This window comes from Pseudoalteromonas sp. Angola-4, assembly GCF_028599265.1.
GTDB classification, from domain to species: domain Bacteria; phylum Pseudomonadota; class Gammaproteobacteria; order Enterobacterales; family Alteromonadaceae; genus Pseudoalteromonas; species Pseudoalteromonas atlantica.
On the sequence record NZ_JAQREK010000002.1, the window covers coordinates 213,086 to 227,821 of the forward strand.

Below are 14,736 nucleotides of genomic sequence, written 5' to 3' on the forward strand. Positions count from 1 at the left end.
TTAACCTTTTTGCATTACCAGCTGAAGGCCCAGCCAAGCCATAAAAATACAGATCATCACATTTAAGATGATATTGAGGGCCATTTTAATAAAGTGACCTTGTTGTAATAACAACAACGAGTCCATTGAGAATGTTGAAAAGGTGGTTAACGCACCTAAAAAGCCAATACCAATAAGGGTTTTAGCGGGGCTTGTGGCGATAATTTCTTTCTCTATCAAACCGTACAAAATGCCCATTAACAATGAACCCAGAATATTAACCGTCAACGTGCCAAAAGGGAATCCCCTACCAAGGAGTTTTAGCATGGTTTCGCTAATAAAAAAACGTAAACAGGCTCCTGAGGCGCCGCCAAGGGCGATCATCATATAAAGTTTAATCATTTTCGTATCGTTTAAGTGGGCTTTGCGCGTCGCGATCTTTTAAGTAATCAAGCTTTTGCTTAATTTTTTGCTCAAGGCCGCGATCGCTCGGTAAATAATAGTGTTTGTCTTGAATTTCTGGCGGTAAATATTTTTCACCGGCGGCAAAGGCGCCCTCTTCGTTATGTGCGTAGCGATACTCGGCGCCATAGCCTAAATCTTTCATTAGGTTTGTGGGCGCGTTTCGTAAGTGCTCTGGCACTGGGTAGCTTGGCTCGTTTTTGGCATCAGCTTTTGCTTGGTTAAATGCCATATAAACCGCATTACTTTTGGGTGCGCTGGCTAAGTATAAAGTGGCTTGTGCAATGGCGCGTTCGCCCTCGCTTGGGCCTACACGCTGAAATATATCCCATGCGTTTAACGCCACTTCCATTGCCCGTGGGTCGGCGTTACCTATGTCTTCTGTGGCAATGGCAAGTAAACGCCTTGCTACATAAAGTGGGTCGCCGCCACCGGCTAAAATACGGCAATACCAATACAGCGCGCCATCGGGTGAGCTGCCTCGTACTGATTTATGAAAAGCCGAGATTAAATCGTAAAATTCATCGCCGCCTTTATCGTATTTAGCTAAATGGGTTGGCAGTACTTGGCTTAATACGTGCTCGTCTACGTTGTATGTGCCGTTTTGCTCACTCGTTAAATCAACCGCTTGCTCAAGCAAGTTTAATACTTTGCGGGCATCGCCGCCGCTTGCTTGGCAAAGCGCCTGTTTGGCGTTATCGGCAATAACAATGTTTTTTTGGTTTAGTTGCTCATCTTGCTTAAGTGCGCGCTCTATCACTGTGTATAGGTCGCTCTCTTGTAACGACTTTAAAACATACACGCGTGCACGCGACAAAATAGCGTTGTTAAGTGCAAATGAGGGATTTTCGGTTGTCGCGCCTACAAATATAAAAGTGCCGTCTTCTATGTGAGGTAAAAATGCATCTTGCTGCGATTTATTAAAACGGTGTACTTCATCCACAAACATTAAAGTGCGTTGCCCGCGGCTTTGTAGGTTATCGTGCGCTTGCGTTACGCTGTCGCGAATATCTTTTACGCCTGCAGTCACAGCCGACATTTGTATAAGTTCGGCATCGGCGTGATTTGCAATAATTTGCGCAAGAGTGGTTTTACCCACCCCTGGCGGCCCCCACAAAATTAAGCTGTGGCAACGCCCTGCAACAATGGCTTGGTGCAAGGGTTTGTCGCTACTTAGTAAATGCTGCTGACCTATGTATTCGTCAAGCGTTGTTGGGCGCATACGTGCCGCAAGTGGGCGTACATCGGGCCCAAAGTTAAAGCCTAAATTATTCACCGTTACTCTGATCGTCTATTTCTACACCCTCTGGTGGGGTAAATTCAAAGGTGCTTGTATCAAGCGCGGTATTTACTTGTGCATTGTTAAAACTAAACGATGAAAGCTGACCAGAATTATCCGTCACAACTAACTTAGCAAGGCCTTGCTCGTTACCTGCAAAGGTAATATCAAGTTGCTCTACTTGGCTCTCTACGCCTTTATTTGGGGTTACACTAAAGCCAGAGTCTGTGGCTTGAACGCTGTATTTTTCCCACTGTGCGGGATCTTTTGAAGTAAGCAGTACAAACGGTGTTGAATCTATAAGGCTATGGGTATCCATAATAGTTACTTGCTCAGCAAAGCTATCGAAATAATAGGTTTTGTCACCATTTGATACAAATAAGGTATCGTCTGGGTTTGTTTGCTGCCAGCGGATCATCATAGGTTGTTTAAGGGCAATTGTGCCCTCGCCTTGCATAACCGCTTGGCCTTGCGGATCGGTTACGTTTTGAGAAAACTGCGCTTTAAAACTTTTAAGGGTTGCGAGTTTGTCTTGCAGTGCTTGGCTGTCATCAGCAAAGCTAGGCGTGGCAATTAAACTGCCAAGCACTAATAATAAAGTGTTTAATTTTTTCATTAATTTGCTCCATTAGGTACTAATACATCGCGAGCGCCGTTATGGCCTGGTGAACTCACGATACCCGATGTTTCCATTTGTTCTACTAGTCGTGCTGCGCGGTTATAGCCAACACGTAATTTACGTTGTACGGACGATACCGATACTTTGCCGGTTTCGATTACAAACGCAACGGCTTCGTCGTATAGCGGATCTGACTCTTCATCTGCGTTTTCACTGGTTTCACCTGGTAATAAAACATCTTCTGTGGCATCACCATTTAAAATTTCATCAATGTAATTAGGTTTACCGCGTGCTTTCCAATCGTTTACTACCGCATGTACTTCATGGTCGTCTACAAATGCGCCATGCACACGCTCTGGTACGCTTGTGCCTGGCGGTAAATAAAGCATATCACCCATACCTAATAGGTTTTCGGCGCCTTGTTGATCCAATATGGTACGCGAGTCTATTTTGCTCGACACCTGAAACGCCATACGCGTAGGTATATTGGCTTTAATTAAGCCGGTAATTACATCTACCGATGGGCGCTGTGTTGCAAGTACTAAATGTATACCTGCGGCACGTGCTTTTTGCGCAATACGGGCAATTAGCTCTTCAACTTTTTTACCTACAATCATCATCATGTCGGCAAATTCGTCTATTACTACCACTATGCTCGGTAGTTTATCTAACTCGTCTGGGCCTTCTTTCATGCCGTCGGTGTCTTTAAATAATGGGTCAAGAATCGGGTAACCCGCTTCTTTGGCCTCAAGTACTTTTTGGTTGTAACCTTTTAAGTTACGTACACCCAACGCCGACATTAATTTATAACGGCGTTCCATTTCGCCTACACACCAACGTAGTGCGTTAGCCGCTTCTTTCATGTCGGTAACAACTTCACACAATAGGTGCGGAATACCTTCGTAAACCGAAAGCTCAAGCATTTTCGGGTCAATCATGATCATACGAACATCATCAGGGCCCGATTTGTACAGTAAGCTTAATATCATTACATTAACGCCCACTGACTTACCTGAACCTGTGGTACCGGCTACCAGTAAATGGGGCATTTTACCTAAATCGGCACACACAGGTTGCCCTGCAATATCTTTACCTAACACCATGGTGAGTGGCGATGGATTTTGCTCAAATTTAGGGGCGTTAATTACCTCAGATAAACGTACAATTTCGCGGTACTTGTTAGGCAGCTCTATCCCTATGTAAGTTTTACCTGGGATCACCTCAACCACACGTACACTAATTGCCGATAACGAACGGGCTAAATCTTTTGATAAACCAGTAATTTTAGACACCTTTATACCCGGTGCTAAATCAAGCTCAAAACGTGTTACAACTGGGCCTGGGTATACGCCAACCACTTTTGCTTGTACGTTAAAGTCGAGTAATTTTGTTTCAACAAGACGCGACACGCTTTCAAGCTCTTCTTCCGATATCGGGTTTTTTGCTTTATCCGGTCTGTCGAGTAAATCAAGCGACGGTAATGGCCCTGGCGGTGGCTCTTTATCAAGTAGCTCTTCAAACTTTTCTTTTGCTGTTGGCGGTGGCTGATATGCAGGTTTTGGCTTAGGCATAGGCCTTGCTGGCGATACCACCGTGGTAACCGGTTTTTCAGGCTCAACAACTTGGCTTTGATCAAGCGCATTAAGTGCAGCCGCTGTATCCATTGGCTCATCGTCTATGGCGCTAAAGCCAATTTCTTGGTCGAGTATATCGTCTAGCTCATCAAATGGGCTGTAGTCATCACTAATTTGCGGTTCGCTAAAGGTAGGCTGCTCTTTAGTAATGGCTTTTTGCTTAGCTGGTTTTTTACTTTTTGCAGGCTCTTGTTCAAATTCTGATGATTGCTCGAGTGTGGTATCGCTTTGCTCATAATCGTCAGGGTCATCATTAAATTGCGCATCGGCTTGCACCGGATTTGCCGCAATACGCTCTCGTTGCATCCAACCTTGGGCGTAATTAGCAATGTAACGGTAGCCTCTAACCACTAAATCGCCGAGGTAGTCTACAAATTCAACCCACGACACACCGGTTAATAAAGTAAGTCCAGCAAAAAAGAAGCACAATAATAGTATAGAGGTACCGGTAAAGTTAAATGCCGGCATCATGGCCGATGCAATCACATCGCCCACTACCCCACCGGATGAAAAGTTATAAATATCATCAAAGTTAATGCTGCTGATTGCCGTAGCTGAGGTAATAAATAAAGCAAAGCCAATAACACGCAAAGCAAGTGTGGTGTAGTCGAGCTGTAAAATACGATGAGGTTGTTTAAACAGTAAATAGCCAAATAGTTGAATAGCGGCCGGCACTAAATAAGCAAGCCAACCAAATGACAGTAATAATATATCGGCTACCCAAGCACCGGCAGTGCCTGTAATATTTTTTACGTTTCTAAATTCACCCGTTTGCGACCACGCAGGGTCAGCGGGATCAAAGCTGATTAAAGCACATAAAATGAATATTGCCGCAAAGGTACTGATGATCAGCCCTGTTTCTAATAGTCTTTGCACACCGTTTAGGCGCATAACTTCCTATCCCTCTTTATTGTTCTATTGGCACTTGCTTGCAATCAAATACCTTAGCAGGAAATGCAATTTGATGCACTTTATCTTAATGTGTATGGCCTGATTATGAACAAGTTTTTATAAATTAGAGTGTGTTTATCTTTTGCGGTTAAATTTACGCAATGTAAGGGCGAATAATTACGCCGTCTTCACCTTTTACTTCTTCCATTACTACATAGGTGCGGCTTTCACTCACGTTTGGCAGCTTTAAAAGAATGTCGCCTAGTACACCGCGGTATTCTGACATATCGTTTACGCGTGTTTTTAATAAAAAATCAAAATTGCCCGATACCAAGTGACACTCTATTATCTCTTCGTGCTGTTTAACCGCCGCACTAAACTCATCAAATACGTCGGGCGATGTTTTGGTAATGGTTACCTCAACATACACAGATAAGCCTTGGCCAAGCTTTGCTGGATCAACCACCGCTTTGTAGCCAAGTATATAACCTTCACGTTCTAACTTTTTTACGCGCTCTAGACAGGGCGTGGCGCTCAGGCCAACTCGTCGGGCCAGTTCTACATTAGAAAGGCGTCCATCGTGCTGTAATTCCATTAAAATTTTACGGTCAATTCTATCTAATAACTGATGCATACACCCAACTAGTTTAATATTCTGTTTATTTTTATTATTTAGATGATAACACTGCCTAGCCTTTTAAAAAAGGTGAGACACACTGCCTTATGATGAATATAATAGTGAAAAATGTTAATCCGTTCTTAATAAGGCAAATTTTATGATTATTGGTGTACCTAAAGAAATTAAAAACCATGAATACCGTGTAGGTATGGTTCCTGCGAGTGTTCGTGAATTAGTAAATCACGGCCACCAAGTGATTGTTGAAACAGATGCAGGTATGGGCATTGGTTTTACTAACGAAGATTACACACAAGCTGGCGCTGAAATTTTAGCAACTGCAGCTGATGTTTTTGCAAAAGCAGACATGATCGTAAAAGTAAAAGAGCCACAAGCTGTTGAGCGTGCAATGCTACGCGAAGATCAAATTTTATTTACTTACCTTCACCTTGCACCTGATCTTCCACAAACTGAAGACCTTGTTAAAAGCAAAGCGATTTGTATTGCTTACGAAACAGTGACTGATGCACGTGGCGGCTTGCCGCTTCTTGCACCAATGAGTGAAGTAGCAGGTCGTATGTCTATTCAGGCCGGTGCACAAGCGCTTGAAAAATCTAACCACGGCCGTGGCATGTTACTTGGTGGCGTACCAGGCGTTGAAGCAGCTAAAGTAGTTGTTATTGGCGGCGGCATGGTGGGTCGTAGCGCAGCGCAAATGGCTGTTGGCATGGGCGCAGACGTTGTAGTACTTGACCGCAACATTGATGTACTTCGTGCACTAGACGCGCAATTTGGTAACAAAGTTAAAGCGATTTACTCAACGGCTGACGCACTAGAAAAACACGTACTAAAAGCTGACTTAGTAATTGGTGGCGTACTAATTCCAGGTGCTGCAGCACCTAAACTAGTAACAGCCGATCACATTAAAGCAATGAAGCCAGGCTCTGCAATTGTTGATGTTGCTATTGACCAAGGTGGTTGTATTGCAACTTCTAAAGCAACAACACACGCTGATCCTACATACATTGTTGATGAAGTTGTTCACTACTGTGTTGCTAACATGCCAGGTGCAGTACCACGTACTTCTACCTTTGCACTTAACAATGCAACATTGCCGTTTATTATTAACCTGGCAAACAAAGGTTACAAAAAGGCACTATTAGATGACGCGCACTTCTTAAAAGGCTTAAACGTAATTAAAGGCCAAGTAACTTACAAAGAAGTAGCTGAAGCGTTCAATATGGAATATGTTGACCCTCGTACTGCAGTAGAAAACGCGTAATTTTGCGTTTAGTCGTTAGGTGTTATTAAATAAAATAGTTACCTAACTACAAACAATAAAAAAGCAGCTAAATAGCTGCTTTTTTTGTATCTAAATTTCGACTATATAAATTAATTTATATAAAACGCTTAATTATAAAATCAACTTTTACGCGTTTAGCCTGACCAAGCAGCTTTTTAACCGGTTGCGGGTAATTTTCTACTGTTTCTAAATCATTTGGCCCAGTTAAACGGCGGCAGTGTTTTAAAATTTCCTGCTTTTCGTTATCTATGGCTTGCATAATACTTTGCTGTGGGTCTTCAATTAAAATACCGTTTTCGATATCAAGGCCCCATGCTCGCGGATTAAGGTTATGGCCGCTTAATAAGTGGCGTTGTCGGTCGGCGCAAATACCTTTTAAGTGAAACGAGTTACTCTCGTGCTTCCACAAATACACGTTTAAATTGCCGTTATCTATATGGCGCTTTTGCGATTTTACAAATTTATGCAAAATAGTTTCGTATAAATACGGGAGTGCACCAATTTTACTAAACGGCTCACTTGGCGGCAGATAAAAATCGTTCGCGGTTTTATCACCTACTACAATGGTTACTTGCTTACCTTGTTTTAATAATCGACGTAGTGAGCGCATAAGCGGCGCCGGAAAATTAAAATACGGTGTGTAAAGTACAAGCTCTTGCTCTGTGGTATCAAACAAGTTTTTAATTAATCGGTTAAGGCTATTATTACGACGCCCTAAACCTAAAAACAAACGCACACCGAGTGGGTCGGTATTGGGCGTAGTTGGGTTTGCATAACTGGCCGACTTTAGCTCGCGCATTAATTGCTTTTGTTCAAATTTAAAGTCTATTAAGCGCTTAAGCGGGCGTGTATCAATACGTGGCACGGCTTGCGAGCCTATTAGCTTAGACTCAATAAAATCAACCACAGAGTCGCACAGTGCTGCTTGGTCAACTAAAAAGTAACGGTCGAGCCTGTAGCGTTCGTTGTATTGTAAGTACACGTTATTTAAGCTGGCGCCGCTGTATAATAAAGTATCATCTACAACAAAACCTTTAAGGTGTAACACACCAAACAACTCTTTGGCTTTAACCGGTACACCGTAAACTTGTACGTTTGATTTAAATTTTTCTAAATAGTCACAATATAAACTTGCGTTACCGTCTGATTTTTTTGCACCAATAAGACCACGTTGAGCACGATGAAAATCAACCAACACTTTTATTTCAAGGTTGGGGTTTGCCAACGACACACAATGCAGCGCTTCAAGTATTTCGCGCCCTGCTTCGTCATCTTGTAAATAAAGTGCCGTAATGTAGATTCTTTTTTTTGCATTGCTAATTAAACGTAGCAATTGCGTACGGTACTCTTGTGCGTTGGTTAAGACGTTAACGTCTTTTGAAGTCAACCCAAATGCGGGTTTTTCCTGCCAAAATAACATAGTTGCCTATTCACTAAGGTCACATAATCTATCAGTGACAAATAAAATTAGGTAAAACATATCAAAAAAATACTAACGGGTCATGAATTAACGAAGCTTTGTTGCTCATCTGTTTGTTTTTTAGCCTTTACGCGGGCTTTTTTATCGTTCAAGACAAAGTCAGTACATAATATTGCACAGCTTTTAATTTTGTCAGAAAAAAATATTCACATAATTTGTTTACTTGTGCCTTGTTTTTCTTAGAATCGAAGCCATTAAGTTCAGTATTAAACGTTTAGGAAAAGATCATGACTGAAGCAAAACACTCTAAGTTACTAATTTTAGGCTCTGGCCCTGCGGGTTACACTGCCGCAGTATACGCAGCACGTGCAAATTTAAACCCCGTTTTAATTACCGGCATTCAACAAGGTGGCCAATTAACGACCACGACTGAAGTTGAAAACTGGCCAGGCGATGCGCACGGTTTAACAGGCCCTGCATTAATGGACCGTATGAAAGAGCACGCTGAGCGCTTTGAAACGGAAATTGTGTTTGACCACATTAATAAAGTAGATGTGTCTAAGCGCCCGTTCACGCTTACTGGCGACCAAGGTACTTACACATGTGATGCATTAATTATTGCCACTGGTGCATCGGCTAAATACTTAGGCTTAGAGTCTGAAACTAATTTTCAAGGTCGTGGTGTATCTGCATGTGCTACATGTGATGGTTTTTTCTATAAAGGGCGTAAAGTTGCCGTTGTAGGTGGTGGTAACACTGCTGTAGAAGAAGCACTTTACTTATCTAACATTGCGGATGAAGTACACGTTATTCACCGTCGTGATAGCTTCCGCAGTGAAAAAATTCTTGCTGATCGCCTTAACGAAAAAGCGCAAAATGGTAACGTAGTAATGCACTACAACCGTACGCTAGACGAAGTACTTGGTGATGACATGGGTGTAACTGGTGTACGCATTAAAGATACACAATCTGATGCTACCGAAGAGCTTGATTTAGCGGGTGTGTTTATTGCTATCGGCCATAAGCCAAACACCGACATGTTTGAAGGCCAACTAGAAATGAAAGACGGCTATTTAGTGGTTGAGTCTGGTCTTAACGGTAACGCTACACAAACAAGCGTACCTGGCGTATTTGCCGCAGGTGATGTGTCTGATCATATTTACCGTCAAGCAATTACGTCTGCAGGTACAGGCTGTATGGCAGCCCTAGATGCAGAGCGTTTCTTAGATAACCTATAAACGCTACAAAATTAATAAAGGCTGTTAGTTCAGCCTTTTTTTATGCCTAAAATATAGTTACACTTTTATGATAATTAATAAGTTAAGCCCTCTATGAGAAACCAGCTATACCAACTAAGTGAAACCGATATAGCATTTCCAAATCCCGAATATGCACTTACCTCCCCCGATGGACTGCTTGCCATAGGCGGCGATTTATCTGTAAAGCGCTTAAGTAATGCCTATAAAATGGGTATTTTCCCGTGGTTTAGCGAAGGTGAGCCCATTATGTGGTGGTCGCCAAGTGAACGCGGCATTGTAGAGCTAAATGACTTTCATATAAGTAAAAGCTTGCGTAAACATTTAAAAAAGCACCCTGTTAAAGTAACTGTTAACAATGCTTTTGCTGAGGTGATAGAAGCGTGCTGTGAGCAACGTATAGACACCGAAGGCACATGGATAACAAACGATATGTTAAGCGCTTATATTGCTGCACATGACGCTAATATTGCGCATAGTGTTGAAGTATGGCAAAACGGCGAACTTGCCGGTGGGCTGTATGGCATTATGCAAAATGGCGTTTTTTGTGGCGAGTCGATGTTTCATCATCAAACTAATTGCTCAAAACTGGCCATGTGGGCGTTAGTTAATTGGTTAAAACGCCATAACGCACATTTTATTGACTGCCAACTAGAAAACCCATATTTAACCTCTTTAGGCGCAAAAGTGATCCCTCGCTCAGAATTTTTGACTAAACTTAAACGAGCAAATGCTTACACCCTCAACTCAACCATGTGGCAACCACAGGAGTTAACAGCAATTTATGAGTGAACACATTCCTGCACGCGTTGGTCTTAGCCAAGAGTTTGCTTGTAGCTATTTACCTGACAGGCAAGAGCAATTATTGGTAATACTTGACCCAACCTGTTACAGCACGCATAAATTTGAGATGCTTTTATCGCTCGGTTTTAGGCGCAGTGGTAACCAAATTTATCGACCGCACTGCCCTTCGTGTAGCGCCTGTAACTCGGTGCGCGTGTTAGCCCAAGAGTTTACCCCTTCAAAGTCACAAAAAAGAAAACTAAATAAAGTAAAAGCAAACTTTGAAGTAAGATACACACGCGCTAAGCGCGAAGAATATTATCCACTTTATAGTAAATACATTTCAATGCGCCACAGCGATGGCACTATGTTTCCGCCTAACTTAGAACAGTTTCAAAGTTTTTTATTTTGTAGCTGGTTAGAAATAACGTTTATTGAGCTTTGGCATCAAGACACTTTAGTTGCAGTGGCCGTAACAGATTGCATGGATAACGCTGTCTCGGCTATTTATACGTTTTTCGATCCCGACTTTGAGCACTACAGTTTAGGGACTGTGATGATTTTACAGCAGCTCGAATTTGCCAAACAGCAAAATAAAGAATTTGTGTATTTGGGCTACCAAATCGATGAATGCACCAAAATGAAATACAAAACTCAGTTTTTACCCGCGCAAAAACACGTTAATGACCAGTGGTTGGCTATTTAATTTGCAAAAATGCCCGCTGCGCCTTTACTTATTGGCGTATTTTGGGCAAAATCTGCAGCGTTTAACTATTAAAGAGGTGTTACGCTAAACATGGCGAAAGAAGACGTAATCGAAATGCAAGGGACAGTCCTTGATACTTTACCAAATACAATGTTCCGAGTTGAGCTAGAAAATGGTCACGTAGTTGTGGCTCATATTTCAGGTAAAATGCGCAAAAACTATATCCGTATTTTAACCGGCGATAAAGTAACGGTAGAAATGACTCCTTACGATTTATCGAAAGGACGTATCGTATTCCGTGCTCGCTAAGTGCGTAAACGAGATTTAGTTTTTGGCTAGTGAATAACTAGCTTAAAGCGTTTATTAAATGTAATTGATGGTACTGACTAGCAATTACATTTAATAAACAAAAAACCCAGCTTTTGCTGGGTTTTTTGTTGCCTATAAAAAAGCACAAAAAAGCCCACGCGTATCGCGCAGGCTAGTTTTTATACCCATTCGCTTAATTTGCGGATTGGTATGATAAGTGAATACACTTATTTAAGCGGGTGTTAAATTACTTTCATAGTCAAAGTTAATTTTCTTATCTTTAACTGATACTTTAACAGTACCGCCATCAACCAGTTCACCAAAGAGTATTTCGTTAGCCAATGGCTTTTTAAGCTCATCTTGAATAACACGTGCCATTGGACGTGCACCCATTGCTTTATCGTAGCCTTTATCTGCTAACCACTCTCGGGCCTTAGAGGTCAGCTCAAGGTTAACTGACTTCTTATCTAATTGTGCTTGCAGCTCAACTACAAATTTATCGACCACTTGCAAGATAACGTCTTTTTCAAGGTGGTTAAACCAAATAATATTATCTAAGCGGTTTCTAAACTCAGGTGAAAATACCTTGTTAATTTCACTCATTGCATCGTGCGTATGATCTTGCTCGGTAAAGCCAATCGATTTACGTGTGGTTTCTTGCACGCCGGCATTGGTTGTCATAACCACCACCACGTTTCTAAAGTCGGCTTTACGACCATTGTTATCGGTTAACGTACCGTGATCCATTACTTGCAGTAATATGTTGTAAATATCTGGATGGGCTTTTTCAATTTCATCCAATAATACAACAGCATGCGGGTTTTTAATAACGGCTTCGGTAAGTAAACCACCTTGTTCAAAACCAACATACCCAGGAGGCGCACCAATTAAACGGCTTACTGCATGGCGCTCAACATACTCTGACATATCAAAGCGGATAAACTCAACGCCCATACATTTAGCAAGCTGTTTAGTAACCTCGGTTTTACCTACACCCGTTGGCCCCGCAAATAAGAACGAGCCCACTGGCTTATCTTCGTTTGCAAGCCCCGAGCGAGATAAACGAATCGCAGATGTTAGCGCGTCGATAGACTGATCTTGCCCAAACACTAACATTTTAAGATTACGATCAAGATTTTTAAGCGTTTCTTTATCGGTCGATGACACACTTTGAGCTGGGATACGCGCCATTTTAGCAATAATCGATTCAATATCTGATACACCAATGGTTTTTTTGCGTTTAGAGCTTGGCTGCAAACGCTGGTTGGCACCGGCTTCATCTATTACATCAATGGCTTTATCAGGTAAGTGACGCTCATTAATGTATTTAGCACTTAGCTCTGCAGCTGCTTTTAATGCTTTTTGCGTGTAACGAATACCATGGTGTTCTTCGTAACGCTCTTTTAAACCATTTAAAATTTTAGTGGTATCGGCCACGCTTGGTTCAAGTACATCAATTTTTTGGAAACGGCGTACTAACGCACGGTCTTTTTCAAAAATATTTTTGTATTCATTGTAAGTGGTTGAGCCCATACAACGTAACTGCCCGCTTGAAAGCAGCGGTTTAAGTAAGTTAGAGGCATCCATAACACCACCCGATGCAGCGCCTGCACCAATAATAGTGTGTATTTCATCAATAAATAAAATTGAGTTAGGTTTTGCTTGTAACTCTTTTAATAAGCTCTTAAAGCGTTTTTCAAAGTCGCCGCGGTACTTAGTACCGGCAAGCAATGCGCCCATATCAAGCGAGTAAACAACAGCATCGGCAATTACTTCAGGCACTTGTTCATTAACAATGCGGTACGCAAGGCCCTCTGCAATAGCCGTTTTACCTACCCCAGCTTCACCAACGAGCAGTGGGTTATTCTTTTTACGGCGACATAAAACCTGCACGGTGCGCTCTACTTCGCTGTCGCGCCCTACTAATGGGTCAATGTTACCGTCTTTGGCTTGGGCATTTAAATTAGTGGTAAAGCTATCTAACTTACTTGCCTCTTCGTTTTGAACCTCTTGTACTTCTTCATGAATATCGTCAGTGTCATCTCCTAACTCATCATCCGTTTTAGAAATACCATGAGAAATAAAATTCACTATATCTAAGCGAGAAATATCGCTTTTCTTAAGTAAATAAACCGCTTGGCTTTCTTGTTCAGAAAAAATAGCAACGAGCACGTTAACGCCTGTAACTTCGTTTTTACCAGATGATTGAACATGAAAAACCGCACGTTGAAGCACGCGCTGAAAGCCCAGTGTTGGTTGCGTTTCGCGTTCTTCTTCTAAATCTGGAATAACAGGTGTGGTTTCGTCTATGAATTCTAATAGTTCGGTTTTTAAACCAGAAATATCAACACCGCAGGCGTTTAGCGCTTCGCCTGCTGAAGGGTTATCTAAAAGCGCAAGTAAAAGGTGTTCTACCGTCATAAACTCATGGCGGCGTGTACGCGCTTCACGAAACGCGGCATTTAACGTTAGTTCTAAGTCTTTGTTTAGCATTGGCAACCCCTTACTGAGATAATTATTTTATACCACAACAATGAGATGATTGATCACCTAATTGGTATTTATTCCTGCTCACAACTACAAAGCAGTGGATGCTCGTTATCCCGTGCATAACGGTTAACTTGTTCCGCTTTGGTATGGGCTACATCGGCGCTAAATACACCGCATATCCCTTTACCTTTTTCGTGAACTTGTAGCATCACATCAGTTGCTCTATCGCTATCCATATTGAAAAACGTCATTAAAACTTCTATTACAAAGTCCATTGGCGTGTAGTCGTCGTTATTTAAAACAACTTTGTATTTTCGCGGTGGCTGCAGCTTTTGCTTTTCACTATCGCGAACTGTGTCGATGACACCTGAATCTTTCATACCACTCATAATTAAATATAGTCTTGTCTTTAGAACTCAAGCAAACTTGAATAAAAAATAAATTAAATGTTAAAAAAATACCACAAAACACTTGACTGACTGGCCAAATAAACTACAGTCAGAAGTAGATTGATTAATCCTTAGTCAGTCTAGCAAATTATACGGTTTAGAATAACTAAATTAGTCAACTTATAGAAGGATGTAGAAGTATGGCTTGTGGTAAAGTCAAATGGTTCAACAACGCCAAAGGTTTTGGTTTCATCGTAGAAGACGGCTGCGAGAATGATATTTTCGCTCATTACTCAACGATTGTAATGGACGGTTATAAGACACTTAAAGCTGGTCAGGATGTAACATTCGAGCTAGAACAAGGCCCTAAGGGCTTACACGCTAAAAACATTGCGCCTAACGGCGACATTTTAGAGTGATCAAAAATTTGTTCGACTAAAGCGAGCGACCTAATTTAGATCCTCGCTTAATTCCCCACTTACCATTCAACTCTCTTCTTATTACTAAATTGCTCCTGTACACGCTAAATTCAACCCTTTTCCTTGATTTTATTTTATATACCCCAATGTTCTAACAGTTACCTGCTAATTAAGGCTGTTC

At 41.7% G+C, this 14,736-nt stretch carries 14 protein-coding genes; 6 read left to right on the plus strand and 8 right to left on the minus strand.

The features are described 5' to 3' along the window. The 5 genes from crcB to lrp all read right to left on the minus strand — a co-directional run bounded on the left by crcB (position 1) and on the right by lrp (position 5,498). Positions 1 to 381, minus strand: coding sequence for a fluoride efflux transporter CrcB (gene crcB, locus PSH48_RS03395; RefSeq protein WP_004586743.1), 381 nt, complete (start codon positions 379 to 381; stop codon positions 1 to 3). Then, positions 374 to 1,717, minus strand: coding sequence for a replication-associated recombination protein A (locus PSH48_RS03400; protein ID WP_273610904.1), 1,344 nt, complete (start codon positions 1,715 to 1,717; stop codon positions 374 to 376). The genes crcB and PSH48_RS03400 overlap by 8 nt, the downstream gene beginning before the upstream one ends. Next, a complete protein-coding gene (gene lolA / locus PSH48_RS03405; protein ID WP_273610905.1) occupies positions 1,710 to 2,336 on the minus strand; it encodes an outer membrane lipoprotein chaperone LolA in 627 nt (208 codons plus the stop codon). Before lolA ends, PSH48_RS03400 begins: the two co-directional genes overlap by 8 nt. Then, on the minus strand, positions 2,336 to 4,864 hold the full coding sequence (locus tag PSH48_RS03410; protein ID WP_273602653.1) for a DNA translocase FtsK: 2,529 nt from the start codon (positions 4,862 to 4,864) through the stop codon (positions 2,336 to 2,338). The genes lolA and PSH48_RS03410 overlap by 1 nt, the downstream gene beginning before the upstream one ends. A 154-nt stretch (positions 4,865 to 5,018) precedes the next feature. Further along, positions 5,019 to 5,498 carry a leucine-responsive transcriptional regulator Lrp gene (lrp, locus tag PSH48_RS03415; protein ID WP_004586747.1) on the minus strand — a complete coding sequence of 160 codons (480 nt, stop codon included), beginning with the start codon at positions 5,496 to 5,498 and terminating at the stop codon, positions 5,019 to 5,021. Between the two features lie 142 nt (positions 5,499 to 5,640). On the opposite strand from lrp, the gene ald reads away from it, so the two are divergent. After that, entirely contained in the window at positions 5,641 to 6,762 is a 1,122-nt protein-coding gene (ald, locus tag PSH48_RS03420) for an alanine dehydrogenase (RefSeq protein WP_273610906.1), read from the plus strand. Positions 6,763 to 6,877: 115 nt separating this feature from the next. On the opposite strand, the gene pssA is transcribed toward ald, so the two are convergent. Next, positions 6,878 to 8,203 carry a CDP-diacylglycerol--serine O-phosphatidyltransferase gene (gene pssA / locus PSH48_RS03425; protein ID WP_024033490.1) on the minus strand — a complete coding sequence of 442 codons (1,326 nt, stop codon included), beginning with the start codon at positions 8,201 to 8,203 and terminating at the stop codon, positions 6,878 to 6,880. Between the two features lie 287 nt (positions 8,204 to 8,490). On the opposite strand from pssA, the gene trxB reads away from it, so the two are divergent. The 4 genes from trxB to infA all read left to right on the plus strand — a co-directional run bounded on the left by trxB (position 8,491) and on the right by infA (position 11,257). Next, complete coding sequence (gene trxB, locus PSH48_RS03430) at positions 8,491 to 9,441, plus strand: thioredoxin-disulfide reductase (protein ID WP_024033489.1); 951 nt, start codon at positions 8,491 to 8,493, stop codon at positions 9,439 to 9,441. Between the two features lie 93 nt (positions 9,442 to 9,534). Continuing rightward, the gene (gene aat / locus PSH48_RS03435) at positions 9,535 to 10,251 is read left to right on the plus strand and encodes a leucyl/phenylalanyl-tRNA--protein transferase (RefSeq protein ID WP_138579863.1); all 717 of its coding nucleotides are present in this window, start codon (positions 9,535 to 9,537) and stop codon (positions 10,249 to 10,251) included. Further along, the gene (locus PSH48_RS03440) at positions 10,244 to 10,948 is read left to right on the plus strand and encodes an arginyltransferase (protein WP_273610907.1); all 705 of its coding nucleotides are present in this window, start codon (positions 10,244 to 10,246) and stop codon (positions 10,946 to 10,948) included. Before aat ends, PSH48_RS03440 begins: the two co-directional genes overlap by 8 nt. Before the next feature lie 90 nt (positions 10,949 to 11,038). Next, on the plus strand, positions 11,039 to 11,257 hold the full coding sequence (gene infA, locus PSH48_RS03445) for a translation initiation factor IF-1 (RefSeq protein ID WP_002962494.1): 219 nt from the start codon (positions 11,039 to 11,041) through the stop codon (positions 11,255 to 11,257). Between the two features lie 231 nt (positions 11,258 to 11,488). Here infA and clpA read toward each other — a convergent pair whose 3' ends face one another. Together clpA and clpS are read right to left on the minus strand one after the other, a co-directional pair. Continuing rightward, positions 11,489 to 13,750 carry an ATP-dependent Clp protease ATP-binding subunit ClpA gene (clpA, locus tag PSH48_RS03450; protein WP_004586753.1) on the minus strand — a complete coding sequence of 754 codons (2,262 nt, stop codon included), beginning with the start codon at positions 13,748 to 13,750 and terminating at the stop codon, positions 11,489 to 11,491. A gap of 68 nt (positions 13,751 to 13,818) precedes the next feature. Further along, a complete protein-coding gene (gene clpS, locus PSH48_RS03455; RefSeq protein WP_004586754.1) occupies positions 13,819 to 14,127 on the minus strand; it encodes an ATP-dependent Clp protease adapter ClpS in 309 nt (102 codons plus the stop codon). A 209-nt stretch (positions 14,128 to 14,336) separates the two neighbouring features. On the opposite strand from clpS, the gene cspD reads away from it, so the two are divergent. Continuing rightward, a complete protein-coding gene (gene cspD / locus PSH48_RS03460) occupies positions 14,337 to 14,555 on the plus strand; it encodes a cold shock domain-containing protein CspD (protein WP_004586755.1) in 219 nt (72 codons plus the stop codon). Positions 14,556 to 14,736: the final 181 nt, after the last annotated feature.